Below are 11,767 nucleotides of genomic sequence, written 5' to 3'. Positions count from 1 at the left end.
GGAATAATGCGCTGAAATACAGTGATTTCTTCGGGTGTGGGTGTTGGCGAGAGTGTTTTGAGCGCGCAGGGCTGACTTTGGACGTGTGAAGGATCACTTTGGACGTGAGGCGGATCGCTTTGGACGTGCGGGGGCTCGCTTTGGACGCGCGACAGCTCACTTTGGACGCACGACGGCTTGCTTTGGACGTGGAGGGAATGCTTTGGACGCGCGGAGGGTCACTTTGGACGCGCGGAGGGTCGCTTTGGACGTGCGAGGGGTCGCTTTGGACGCGCGGAGGATCACTTTGGACGTGCGAGGGGTTGTTTTGGACGCGCGGAGGATCACTTTGAACCTGCGAGGGGTTGCTTTGGACGTGCGACAGCTCACTTTGGACGCGCGACGGCTCGCTTTGGACGCGCGACGGCTCGCTTTGGACGCGCGGCGGCTCGCTTTGGACGCGCGACGGCTCGCTTTGGACGCGCGACGGCTCGCTTTGGACGCGCAGCTAGGGTATAGTATGACGCGATTAAAAAAACGCTTTTGACAAAGCGTTTGTAAAAAATCATCTTATATAAAATGCAGTCCTCCGATTGCCTTTCATGATTAGTCCTGAACTCTTCAATAATCTTTTTGCTATAGGCTGATGTTCTATGCCTGAAAACGAACGAAACTGTCGGTTGGTTATATAACTATCCATTAAGTAGAACCAATCGTCGAGAAGTGGCAGATGACAATTTAAATCACTATGAAAACAGCCTGAACAACGCCATTTTTTATAGCGCCACTCCATTCCTTTACGGTTACACTCCGGGCAAATCACCCCTGGTATTATATCGTCTTTTTGCTATATTCAACGTTTTTGTTAAAGGAAAAGGATTGTATTCCTTGTGCGAATCGATCATAGCATGAGCAATTTCTATGATGCTATTTCTACTCAATAATTCCTGATCGATTACCATGCTATACAGTCGAATCGGAATTTCATGTGTGAATAAAATATCCGCATTCGTTTTCTCTTCAATGAATAATTCATTCGTGTAGGCAAGTCCGATCATTCCTTTAACAGGAACATCAATCCCCTTCTCCTTTAACCATCTTTCCAAGAATATTATTTTTCGTTCCAGCTCTGTGATTGGACTTTGAATAATTTTTCTTTCTCCCTTGATTTCTTGTATGAATTGAGTTGGATTTGCCTTGACTGTGATTTTTCCGCCAAGATTTTTTATTTCAAAGATAATAATTTTGTCTGGCAGAATCAGTACTGAATCCATTTGAAAGAAAATCCCATTGTAGATAAGACAAATATCATGAAGTAAGCCGAAAGGGTGTAATGGGCGGAATTCATTAATGTGCTTGTCGAAATTCAATTCACCTCCGAATCCCGCCTTTCTTCTTCTGAGATCTTCCTCGATTATCGCATATTGTTGGTGGTGGTTAGGCAGCCGGCGGATTAATGACTGTAATCCTACCAAAGACAAGGGTTCGCTCCGTTTTTTGATTAACATTTCATCACCTCGCTAGCATTGTACCAGTAAGGAAATATTTCAAAATGGAAGGAAATTTTGAATTACCCCTGATATCCGGATTAAAATTCATTTTTGGTGCGAAAAGAGCATTTAAAATTAATTTATCGAGGAATTTTTGAAAGCCAAATGGACTTTGATGAGCTCGAAGCGGTCTACTTTTTTGCACATGGAATTGGTTTGGACGCGGAACACTCAGCTTTAGACGAGAATTGAATCTCTTTGGACGCGAGACAGTCGACTTTGGACGTGAGGCGGGTTGCTTTGGACGCGGCGCAGCCGGCTTTGGACGTGTGGCAGATTGCTTTGGACGCGAAACAGCCGGCTTTGGACGTGAGGATTGCTTTGGACGCGAAACAGCCGGCTTTGGACGTGTGGCGGATTGCTTTGGACGCGAAACAGCCGGCTTTGGACGTGAGGATTGCTTTGGACGCGAAACAGCCGGCTTTGGACGTGAGGATTGCTTTGGACGCGAAACAGCCGGCTTTGGACGCAACATTGCAACTTACTTGATAACTTCTACATATTTTTCCGCAGTCCTAATCTCAATCGTCAAAGAACTCTTGCCGTATATGGTTTTAATAAGGAATGGGGCGTCCGCAGTATTCTGGAATCTGAAGTCGAGGCCGCCGTAGGAAACGGTTGCATCTCTTCCTTTCGGGACGTAGCCGATGTCTATTGAATGATGGTGCCACTCGATGTATTTCACCGGAAGCTGATCGACAGCATTGAATAAAGTGGAGGATGTTTGGCAAATCCCTCCACCTATTCCCATGACAAGTTTTTTGTTGATAATTTCAGGGGCTGGCTGGTAGCCGTTCGCTTCGTCTCGCGGTCCGACGACGGTGTTGAAGGAGAATTGGTCGCCCTTGCCGACGATGACTTTGTCAATTGCGGTTGCTGAAAGTTCGATGTTTTTATTCCGATTTTTGTCCGCAGGATTGAAATAGGTCGTATAGGAGGCGATGACAACATCGTCCAAATGCGTGAGATCTTCCGGAGCATAGCCGCTTTTTGTTATTTCAATCGGCAGTTCAACAGTCCCGCCCGTGGCTGACACTTCCATTATCCGCTCCACTAGAATGCTTTCCCGCAAAAGGATCAGCGGGTTGCCTTCGATGAGATTACCCTGTTCGTCCAATCTGTCGAGGACCATCCTTTGATCATAGCCAGGTTTTCCATCGACTCCGCGTGCAAGCTCTTTTGCAAGTTGTTCGATTTTCGCTATGTACGCAGTGATGTCCATTTCATAGCCAAGGTCCATCGGAGTTATTGTGTGGATCATTTCATCGGTTGTCGGGTCGATAATGTTGATAACTGGGGCCAGCGCCGGGATGATTTCCGTTTGGGCAACCGGCTGCTTGGCCGATTCTGCTTGTTGTTCCGCCTGTTCTTCCCGTTCAGGCGTTTCCGCGCTTTCTGTATGTTGTTCAATCACCGATCGCTGTTGGCAGCCGAACAATCCAATCATCATGATAAAAAGAAATGCAGAAATCCATTTTTTCATTTTCATCCATCTCCCTTCCTTTACTCGTTGCCATTAGCCATAGTATTCAAGGGTTGTGGATAGTGTGTGTTTCAATGGCAATAAAAAAACAGCATAGAGAAGATCCATGCTGTCATTTCAATATTTATTTAACCGCCACGTTCGCGGTTACGCCGTTTGGGACTTGATGGTGCATGCGGCATCTTGCTTCGTATGCTTCGGATGCGCCGACGAGGATGATCGGATCGTCATAGCCAGCAGGTTTTCCGTTAATAAGCCGCTGTGTTCGGCTTGCAGGTGATCCGCAAACTGTGCAAACAGCTTGCAGTTTTGTGACGTTTTCAGCGACAGCCATGAGCTGCGGCATTGGTCCGAATGGTTCTCCGCGGAAATCTTGGTCGAGACCTGCGACGATAACTCGGAATCCACGGTCCGCCAATTCCATGACGACGTCGACGATGCCTTCATCGAAAAATTGTGCTTCGTCAATTGCGATGATATCGTAATCATCTTTTACAAATTGCTCAATTTGCGTCGATTCAGCAACCGGCGTTGCTATTACTGTCGTTCCGTTATGGCTGACGACAGCTTCTTCGCTATACCGGTCGTCGATTTCTGGCTTGAAAACAGCAATTTTCTGTTTCGCGAATTGAGCGCGGCGTACGCGGCGAATCAATTCCTCGGATTTTCCTGAAAACATGCTTCCACAAATCACTTCTATCCAGCCGCCTTGCATTGTTACGTACATGTTGGTTCCCCTTTCAATTCTTGCTCTATGTAAAGTTGTTCTATTAGTTGTCGGAATGTCTATCATACATTAAAAAACTGTGGAAAGGACGTCTTTTATTTCGTGTCAGAATATGTTATGGAGGGTCCGTGGGAGGCGCTATTCAAGGAAAATTATCTTCGCGCCGAATGATAAATAAAGGAGTGTATTCAAAAAGAAATCTATTCGTTTTATTCCCAAATTGAAAACCCGCCAAACAATGTTGGCGGGTTGGAAGGTTCTTATTCTTGTCCTTCTTCTTTGAAGCCATATTTTTTGTTGAAGCGGTCGATACGTCCGTCCGCTGCAGCGAATTTTTGGCGTCCAGTGTAGAATGGATGGCATTCTGAACAAACTTCAACGCGAATGTCCTCTTTTACAGAACCTGTTTCGAATGTGTTTCCACATGAACAAGTGACAGTCGCAACTTTGTAATTTGGATGAATTCCTGCTCTCATCGGTCTCTCTCCTCTCGCCCTGAACCATCCGGAACAGAGTATTATTGTAGGGTGTTGCATAAGACTGATGCCTTACACGGTCCGTATATGTCAACCGCATATGCAGCAGATGGCTATAAACCATACTCAAGAATTATAACAAATTCATTAGGTATATGCAACTATTTTAAATCGAATATTACACTTCGATTTCACTTCATAATTGCTGCTCGCAACGCCGTTCTTCGTAACGGCGTTCACTATTTTATTTCGAATCAAAGGAGCCCTTTTCCATTGCGATGGGCTTTCATTTCTTCATTGAGCTTGTCGAAGAACTCTTCGTTCGATTTGGATTGACGTAGTTTTTTCAGGAAGCGTTCTGCGAAATCTGGCGCGTCGGAGAACGTTTTTCGGATTGCCCATAGTTTTTCGAGCTGTTCGGTCGGGATAAGCAATTCCTCTTTCCGCGTTCCAGATCGACGGATGTCGAGAGCCGGGAAAATACGGCGTTCTGCGAGGCTGCGGTCAAGATGCAGCTCCATGTTTCCAGTCCCTTTGAATTCCTCGTAAATGACTTCGTCCATACGTGAACCTGTGTCGATCAAAGCGGTTGCCAAAATCGTCAAGCTGCCGCCTTCCTCGAGATTCCTTGCCGCACCGAAGAATCGCTTCGGACGATGGAATGCTGCCGGGTCGATACCACCAGAAAGTGTACGGCCGCTCGGCGGGATGACGAGGTTATACGCGCGCGCCAATCTTGTAATGGAATCCATTAGAATGACGACGTCTCGTTTATGTTCTACGAGGCGCATGGCGCGTTCGAGAACAAGCTCAGCCACTTTAACGTGGTTTTCTGGAACTTCGTCGAATGTCGAGCTGACAACATCAGCGTTGACAGAACGTTCAATGTCCGTCACTTCCTCTGGACGCTCGTCGATGAGGAGGACGATTAATTCTGCTTCAGGATGATTCGTCGTAATGGCGTTAGCGATTTCTTTCAACAACATCGTTTTCCCCGCTTTTGGAGGAGCGACGATGAGTCCACGCTGACCGAACCCGACTGGGGATACTAGATCCATAATGCGGGTCGACAGTTTATGTGGTTTTGTTTCAAGTTTAATATGACGATCTGGGTAAAGCGGTGTGAGTGCCGGGAAATGGACGCGTTCCCTTGCAACTTCCGGATCTTCCCCGTTGACGGCTTCTACTTGCAGCAGGCCGTAATACCGTTCGTTCTCTTTCGGCGGCCGCACTTTCCCTGTTACCTTGTCTCCGTTCCGTAAATCGAATCGTCTGATTTGGGAAGCGGAGATGTAGATGTCTTCGGAGCTAGGCGAGTAGTTGATCGGACGGAGGAATCCGTATCCTTCTGATTGGATGATTTCGAGTACGCCTTCCATGAAGAAGAACCCTTCCTGTTCGGCTCTTGATTTCAGGATAGCGAAGATCAATTCTTTTTTTGTTAGTTTGCTGTAATAGGAGATTTTGTATTCTCTTGCAAGCTCATATAACTCTTTCAGGGTCATATTTTCCAAGCTGGCGATTGTTAGAATTGGCATAGTATCGTAAGCTCCACTCTTTATTTGTTTTTCGTTTGTTTGGGTGTTTGTTGTTCATTCGGGTAGGTGAATCGGACAATAGAAGTATGCCCGGCGAAATGCCGGGCGAATGAGGCTTGCTATGTGCTAAATAAAACTAGTTGCTTTAAATAAGCTTTCCGTTCCGACGCTCCCTTTCCGCGGGCGTTGCCTTAGCCAATCGAACAGCGAAGTGTTCGATTTGCCGTATTTCTGCGCATTTTGCAGAAATCAAGGCATCCTGCTCCCTTAAGGTCGCAAAAGTCGTTCTTCGTAACGACTTTCGCAGGAGTCTCGCGTCTGCACTCCAAGCTAGAGTGAAATGTAAAAACGGCCTTTTCTACACACAAAATTATCTATGTTTTAGTCTTCCATCACTAAGTTCGGTTTTTTCTTCATGCTGTGGCGTCCTTCTACGAAACGGATTGTTCCGGATTTGGAGCGCATGACGAGTGAGTGGGTTTCGCTGTAGCCGCCTTTGAATTGGACACCTCGCAGCAATTCGCCGTCTGTAACGCCTGTTGCAGCGAAGATGGCGTCGTCGCCTTTGACAAGGTCATCCATGTAAAGGACTTTGGAGACATCGATGCCCATTTTTTCGCAACGGAGGCGCTCTTCTTCATTTGAAGGGACGAGACGGCCTTGGATTTCTCCACCTAGGCATTTAAGTCCGACTGCTGCGATAACGCCTTCAGGTGCTCCGCCGAGGCCGAATAGGATGTCTACGCCTGTGTCGTCGAATGCCGTATTGATCGCTGCTGCAACGTCTCCGTCATTGATGAGCTTGATCCGCGCGCCAGCGGCTCTGATTTCTTCAATAATTTTCGAATGGCGCTCACGGTTGAGGACAGTTGCCACAACTTCATCGATTGATTTGTTTTTCGCTTTGGCGACAGCGTGCAGGTTATCCGTGACGGATGCATTGATGTCGATTTTACCGACCGCTTCAGGTCCGACCGCGATTTTATCCATGTACATGTCAGGAGCGTTGAGGAGGTTTCCTTTATCCGCGATTGCGATGACTGCGAGCGCATTCCAGCCTCCTGATGCGACGATGTTCGTGCCTTCCAGCGGGTCAACGGCAACGTCCACTGCCGGACCTTCGCCTGTTCCGAGTTCTTCACCGATATAAAGCATTGGTGCTTCGTCCATTTCGCCTTCGCCGATTACGACGACTCCTTGCATCGGAATCGTGTCGAACACAGTACGCATCGCTGTCGTTGCGGCGTCATCCGCTTCGTTTTTCAAACCGCGCCCCATCCAGCGGGAAGCTGATACTGCTGCCGCCTCTGTTACACGTACTAATTCCATCGATAAACTGCGTTCCATTATGATTGTTCCTCCCGTTTAGCGCATTTCATTATAACTTAAACGCTATTCTTTTCAATTAAATACTTTTTTTGTCTAGCTTCAGGCGCTAGACAGGTGCCTTAATTTCTGCAAAAACCGCAGAAATACGGCAAATCGAACCCTTCGCAGTTCGATTCGCTGTAAGATTCGTCTTTAGTATAGCATAAGGTTTTTATTCACTGATAATCGCTTTTTCGGGTACCGACTCCTTTCGGATGTCCGCCCCGATACCACGAAGTTTCTCGATTATAGAGCTATAGCCCCGTTCGATATGTTGGATTTCTTGGATTTCCGTTTCGCCTTCAGCGAGCAATCCCGCAATGATGAGAGCTGCGCCTGCGCGGAGGTCGGAAGCTCGGACCGTCGCTGCCTGAAATGATGCAGGTCCCGAAAGAATGACGGATTGCCCTTCCACTTTTCCATCCGCATTCATCCGTCTTAATTCATCTATTTGCTTGAAACGCGCAGAATAGATTGTATCTGTGATGACGGATGAGCCGTTTGCCTGCGTTAATAATACGGAGAACGGCTGCTGCAGATCGGTCGGGAATCCTGGGTAGACGAGCGTTTTCACGTCGACCGCCATCAAATTCTCCGGTTTCGGAATGAAGATGTGCTCTTCCCTCTCCTCCACTTTGACGCCCATCTCGCGCAATTTCGCGGTCAATGCTTCAACGTGGAATGGAATGACGTTATCGATTGTAATGCCGTCACCGACAGCCGCCGCCATAATCATGAATGTGCCCGCTTCGATCCTGTCAGGAATGATCGTATGCTTCGTACCGTGCAGCCGCTCGACGCCTTCGATGCGGATAACATTCGTCCCTGCACCTTTTATGTTGGCACCCATGTTCGAAAGCAAAGTAGCGACATCGATGATTTCCGGTTCTTTTGCCGCGTTTTCAATGATCGTCCGCCCTTTTGCACGAACTGCAGCGAGCATGATGTTAATTGTCGCACCGACAGAGACGACGTCCAAATAGATTTTAGCGCCGCGCAATTCATCAGCACGCAAATAGATGGCACCGTGCTCGTTCGTCACTTTTGCTCCCAATGCTTCGAAGCCCTTAATGTGCTGGTCAATTGGACGAGGACCTAAATGGCAGCCTCCGGGAAGGCCGATTGCTGCATGTTTGAAACGCCCAAGCATGGCACCCATCATGTAATACGATGCTCTCAATTTTTTCACGTTGCCGTTTGGAAGTGGCATGGCGATCATTTCTGTCGGGTCGATCGTCATCTTTCCCGATTCGAATTCCACTTTCCCGCCAATATCTTCAAGGAGCGCTTTGAGAGTGAGGACGTCCGAGATTTCCGGAAGTCCGTCGATCGTTACAGGTGAATCCGCCAAAATAGAAGCCGGAATCAATGCGACGGCACTGTTTTTCGCTCCGCTTACTTTTATCGTTCCACGTAGAGGTTTGCCGCCTCTAATTTTATAAACGTCCATTTCAGTCTCCTTTAGGCGTTTCACTTGTTCTTTCTTGCTTCCCAATCATCGAGGAATTGCTGGATGCCTTTGTCTGTCAACGGATGGTTGAATAATTGCTTGAGCACGTTGAATGGCGTTGTTGCGATATGTGCTCCTGCAAGTGCCGCATCTGTAATATGCTGCGGGCTGCGGATGGACGCTGCGATAATTTGCGTATCCATGTCATGAATTGTGAAGATGTCCGCGATTGTACTGATCAGATGAATTCCTTCTTGACCGATATCATCGAGTCTGCCGAGGAACGGGGATACGTAAGTGGCTCCAGCGCGTGCTGCAAGCAATGCTTGGTTTGCACTGAAAATGAGGGTCACGTTTGTTTTGATGCCTTCTTGTGCGAAAACGGAGCACGCTTTCAATCCTTCTGGCGTCATTGGAAGCTTAACAGTAATGTTTGGCGCGATTTTTGCGAGTTCGCGTCCTTCTTCGATCATTCCTTCTGCGTCGAGTGCGATGACTTCAGCGCTGACAGAACCTGGTACAAGTGCTGTGATTTCGCGCAGTCTGTCGTGGAATGAAATGTTTTCTTTCGCAACGAGTGAAGGGTTTGTTGTTACGCCGGATAGGATTCCCCAGCTATGTGCTTCTTTTATTTCTTCAAAGTTTGCCGTGTCGATGAAAAATTTCATGTGTATAGTTCCTCCTTCGATGTATGGAAAAGAAGGAGAATGCATCTGATTTGTGATGCTTCTCCTGTTTGCTGCATAATAAACCGTTGATTTCCGCTCCGAGCGGACGCTTTCCGGGGGGCGGGGCGGTGAGCCAATCGAACAGCGAAGGGTTCGATTTGCCGTATTTCTGCGCACTTTGCAGAAATTAAGGCATCCTGCTCCCTTAAGGTCGCAAAAGCCGTTCTTCGTAACAGCTTTCGCTAATCCCCCAGGAGTCGGCGCTCTCCGCTTCAATCAACTCAACATATAACATTAAGATTTTCTAATTAAGCCTTCCCCGAGCTACCGAATTCGCGCATTTTGCCGATTACTGATTTCTTGATGGCATCGCGCATTGGTGCTAGGTATTTACGTGGATCGTAGACGTTTGCGTCTGCGTTCAATGTGTCGCGGACTGCTTTTGTGCCTTCGATTTGATTTTCAGTGTTGACGTTTATTTTTGCAGTTCCGAGTGAGATCGCGCGTTGGATATCTTTCGTCGGGATGCCTGTTCCGCCGTGTAGGACGAGTGGAAGGTCTGATTGGCTCGAGATTTCTTCCATTTCCTTGAATCCTAAGTTCGGCTCGCCTTTGTATGGGCCGTGAACTGATCCGAGTGCTGGTGCCAAGCAGTCGATGTCTGTGCTGTCGACGAGCTCTTTACATTCTGCTGGATCTGCGTAAATGACTCCGTCAGCAATGACGTCGTCTTCCTGTCCGCCGACAACTCCGAGCTCAGCTTCAACGGATACGCCTTTTGCGTGGGCATATTCCACAACTTTTTTCGTGATTTCAATGTTTTCTGCTAGAGGTTTGGAAGATGCGTCGATCATGACGGATGTGAAGCCTGCGTCGATTGCCTCTTTGCATTTTTCGAAACTGGATCCGTGGTCCAGATGGATAGCGACGGGAACGGTGATGTTGTAATCATGCATTAACCCTTTCACCATGTTGACGACAGTCGTAAACCCGCCCATATAGCGGCCCGCTCCTTCGGAAACACCAAGGATTACCGGGGAATTCTCTTCTTGCGCCGCTTGCAGGATCGCCTGCGTGTATTCCAGGTTATTCAAGTTGAACTGTCCGATTGCATATCCTTCATTCTTACCTTTGATCATCATTTCTTTCATTGAAACAAGTGCCATTGCATTAGCCTCCTCCGGATCGTCGAGAAAAATTTATTGTTTGAATCAATATTTACCTCTTTTATCATAACAAAAACAGACAGCATTTACTACTGTCTGGGTTGTTGCCGCGGCGCGTCTTCGTTTTCTGTTTTTTTATTATTCTTGACGCATCAAAATTTCTTTGACTGCATCCCGAACTTCGTAAATATTGAATGGTTTCGTAAAATATTTTTCTGCTCCGTTTTCAATGGCCTCATCTGTAAGTTCGACCTCCCCATAGGCCGTCATCATGATTACAGGTATGTGTGGCCAGTCTTTCTTTAGCCTTTTTAACACTTCCACTCCGTCAATTCCCGGCATTTTCATGTCCAGTAAGACGCAATCGGGTTCTTTTTCTGTAACCGATTGGAGAGCTTCCGCGCCATTTGCGGCCAACCTCGCTTCAAACCCCTCTTTCGTGAATACCTCATTCAGTAAAAGTCGTATTCCGGCTTGATCGTCGACGATTAGCAAACTCTTCAAAAGGTCCACCCCTTTTTTATATAATTGACCCAATAAGTTATACAATTTGACAAAAAAGTCGAATCTCCTTCTTTTTTTCAGTTATTATCGCAACATTGTTTTAATTTTAGGGGAAGTGCTGGAAAACTTGGTTTTATTCCCGTGAGAAAATATAATGGGAACGAGGTGGTTTTGATGAAAATATTGACGACACAAATTGGCGGGCTCTTGCAGCGTGCCGGTTCGAATAATGAAGAGGCCGTCGAGGAGACAGCGCGGCTGTTGGCTCAGGCGACGATCGGAGAAGGACGGGTTATATTTGCCGGCTTTGATGAAATGGAAGCTGTCGGGTTGAACGCAAAGTTTGCCGCGGAACCGTTCAAGGGCGCCGTACTTTATGAGGAAGAGATGGAAATTCATTCTGCGGATAGAGTGTGGCTTTTTGCGCGGTCAGCAGCAGACGAGCGAGCGCTGGAATTGGCGCGTTTGCTAGCTGGTAAATTCATTCCGTTCGCAGTCGTTGCGAGTGAGAAGGCGACGGACGATAACGAATTGGCAGATTTGGCGTATACGTATATGGCGACTGGCGTCTTGAAAGGGATATTGCCGGGCGAGGATATCGGCAGCCGGATCGTTCAGCCTAATTTGTTAGCCGCGCTATTCTTGTATGAGGCGGTTAAGATGGCGTATGACGAGATGGTGAGTGAAGAGGATTGAGTTGAGGGATGTTTTATGCGGCTTTGCGGGCGTTTATGCGGCATTTTGCGGATTTATGCGTGAGTATACGGATTTATGCGTGTATTTACGAAGTTATGCGTATTTCAAAGGATTTATGCGTAATCAAATGAATTTATGCGTCTTTAATAGGATTTATGCGTA

The 11,767-nt window shown here is 47.3% G+C and carries 13 protein-coding genes; 3 read left to right on the top strand and 10 right to left on the bottom strand.

Annotated features, from left to right (window positions below; translation table 11 throughout):
• The first annotated feature begins 85 nt into the window (after positions 1-85).
• Positions 86-526 (top strand): hypothetical protein, encoded by a 441-nt coding sequence (locus AC0L13_RS02315; RefSeq protein ID WP_473643550.1) that lies wholly within the window; start codon positions 86-88, stop codon positions 524-526.
• 256 nt (positions 527-782) lie between these two features.
• Here the strand turns inward: AC0L13_RS02315 and AC0L13_RS02310 are convergent, their stop codons facing one another.
• Entirely contained in the window at positions 783-1,487 is a 705-nt protein-coding gene (locus AC0L13_RS02310) for a nuclease-related domain-containing protein (RefSeq protein ID WP_473643548.1), read from the bottom strand.
• Between the two features lie 240 nt (positions 1,488-1,727).
• On the opposite strand from AC0L13_RS02310, the gene AC0L13_RS02305 reads away from it, so the two are divergent.
• On the top strand, positions 1,728-2,018 hold the full coding sequence (locus AC0L13_RS02305) for a hypothetical protein (RefSeq protein WP_473643545.1): 291 nt from the start codon (positions 1,728-1,730) through the stop codon (positions 2,016-2,018).
• On the opposite strand, the gene AC0L13_RS02300 is transcribed toward AC0L13_RS02305, so the two are convergent.
• The 9 genes from AC0L13_RS02300 to AC0L13_RS02260 form a co-directional block, all read right to left on the bottom strand.
• Positions 2,011-3,018, bottom strand: coding sequence for a VanW family protein (locus AC0L13_RS02300; protein WP_473643543.1), 1,008 nt, complete (start codon positions 3,016-3,018; stop codon positions 2,011-2,013). The two genes, AC0L13_RS02305 and AC0L13_RS02300, sit on opposite strands and share 8 nt — an antisense overlap.
• A 118-nt stretch (positions 3,019-3,136) precedes the next feature.
• Positions 3,137-3,739: a thymidine kinase gene (locus AC0L13_RS02295; RefSeq protein WP_473643541.1), complete on the bottom strand. Its 603-nt coding sequence runs from the start codon at positions 3,737-3,739 to the stop codon at positions 3,137-3,139.
• A 260-nt stretch (positions 3,740-3,999) separates the two neighbouring features.
• Positions 4,000-4,215, bottom strand: a complete 216-nt coding sequence (gene rpmE / locus AC0L13_RS02290; protein ID WP_060209476.1) for a 50S ribosomal protein L31 — start codon at positions 4,213-4,215, stop codon at positions 4,000-4,002.
• A gap of 254 nt (positions 4,216-4,469) precedes the next feature.
• The gene (rho, locus tag AC0L13_RS02285) at positions 4,470-5,753 is read right to left on the bottom strand and encodes a transcription termination factor Rho (protein WP_473643538.1); all 1,284 of its coding nucleotides are present in this window, start codon (positions 5,751-5,753) and stop codon (positions 4,470-4,472) included.
• Between the two features lie 381 nt (positions 5,754-6,134).
• Positions 6,135-7,100, bottom strand: coding sequence for a class II fructose-bisphosphatase (glpX, locus tag AC0L13_RS02280; protein WP_473643536.1), 966 nt, complete (start codon positions 7,098-7,100; stop codon positions 6,135-6,137).
• A gap of 193 nt (positions 7,101-7,293) precedes the next feature.
• On the bottom strand, positions 7,294-8,571 hold the full coding sequence (locus AC0L13_RS02275) for a UDP-N-acetylglucosamine 1-carboxyvinyltransferase (protein ID WP_473643534.1): 1,278 nt from the start codon (positions 8,569-8,571) through the stop codon (positions 7,294-7,296).
• Positions 8,572-8,591: 20 nt separating this feature from the next.
• The gene (gene fsa, locus AC0L13_RS02270) at positions 8,592-9,239 is read right to left on the bottom strand and encodes a fructose-6-phosphate aldolase (RefSeq protein WP_473643531.1); all 648 of its coding nucleotides are present in this window, start codon (positions 9,237-9,239) and stop codon (positions 8,592-8,594) included.
• A gap of 308 nt (positions 9,240-9,547) precedes the next feature.
• Positions 9,548-10,405, bottom strand: a complete 858-nt coding sequence (locus AC0L13_RS02265) for a class II fructose-bisphosphate aldolase (RefSeq protein ID WP_473643529.1) — start codon at positions 10,403-10,405, stop codon at positions 9,548-9,550.
• 138 nt (positions 10,406-10,543) lie between these two features.
• Positions 10,544-10,909 (bottom strand): response regulator, encoded by a 366-nt coding sequence (locus AC0L13_RS02260; protein ID WP_473643527.1) that lies wholly within the window; start codon positions 10,907-10,909, stop codon positions 10,544-10,546.
• 174 nt (positions 10,910-11,083) lie between these two features.
• Here AC0L13_RS02260 and AC0L13_RS02255 point away from each other — a divergent pair, with 174 nt between their 5' ends.
• The gene (locus AC0L13_RS02255; RefSeq protein WP_473643525.1) at positions 11,084-11,605 is read left to right on the top strand and encodes a DUF2529 family protein; all 522 of its coding nucleotides are present in this window, start codon (positions 11,084-11,086) and stop codon (positions 11,603-11,605) included.
• The last annotated feature ends 162 nt before the right edge of the window (positions 11,606-11,767 follow it).

Source organism: Sporosarcina sp. QA0331 (assembly GCF_055808055.1).
Note: the sequence above shows the minus strand (reverse complement) of the source record. Positions and strands in the feature narration are given on the sequence as shown.

What these genes read in the sequence shown, in the direction of transcription:
- AC0L13_RS02265 (WP_473643529.1), bottom strand. Translation starts at nt 10,405, where the DNA reads ATGGCACTTGTTTCAATGAAAGAAATGATGATCAAAGGTAAGAATGAA.
- fsa (WP_473643531.1), bottom strand. Translation starts at nt 9,239, where the DNA reads ATGAAATTTTTCATCGACACGGCAAACTTTGAAGAAATAAAAGAAGCA.
- AC0L13_RS02255 (WP_473643525.1), top strand. Translation starts at nt 11,084, where the DNA reads ATGAAAATATTGACGACACAAATTGGCGGGCTCTTGCAGCGTGCCGGT.
- AC0L13_RS02300 (WP_473643543.1), bottom strand. Translation starts at nt 3,018, where the DNA reads ATGAAAATGAAAAAATGGATTTCTGCATTTCTTTTTATCATGATGATT.
- glpX (WP_473643536.1), bottom strand. Translation starts at nt 7,100, where the DNA reads ATGGAACGCAGTTTATCGATGGAATTAGTACGTGTAACAGAGGCGGCA.
- AC0L13_RS02275 (WP_473643534.1), bottom strand. Translation starts at nt 8,571, where the DNA reads ATGGACGTTTATAAAATTAGAGGCGGCAAACCTCTACGTGGAACGATA.
- rpmE (WP_060209476.1), bottom strand. Translation starts at nt 4,215, where the DNA reads ATGAGAGCAGGAATTCATCCAAATTACAAAGTTGCGACTGTCACTTGT.
- AC0L13_RS02295 (WP_473643541.1), bottom strand. Translation starts at nt 3,739, where the DNA reads ATGTACGTAACAATGCAAGGCGGCTGGATAGAAGTGATTTGTGGAAGC.
- rho (WP_473643538.1), bottom strand. Translation starts at nt 5,753, where the DNA reads ATGCCAATTCTAACAATCGCCAGCTTGGAAAATATGACCCTGAAAGAG.
- AC0L13_RS02310 (WP_473643548.1), bottom strand. Translation starts at nt 1,487, where the DNA reads ATGTTAATCAAAAAACGGAGCGAACCCTTGTCTTTGGTAGGATTACAG.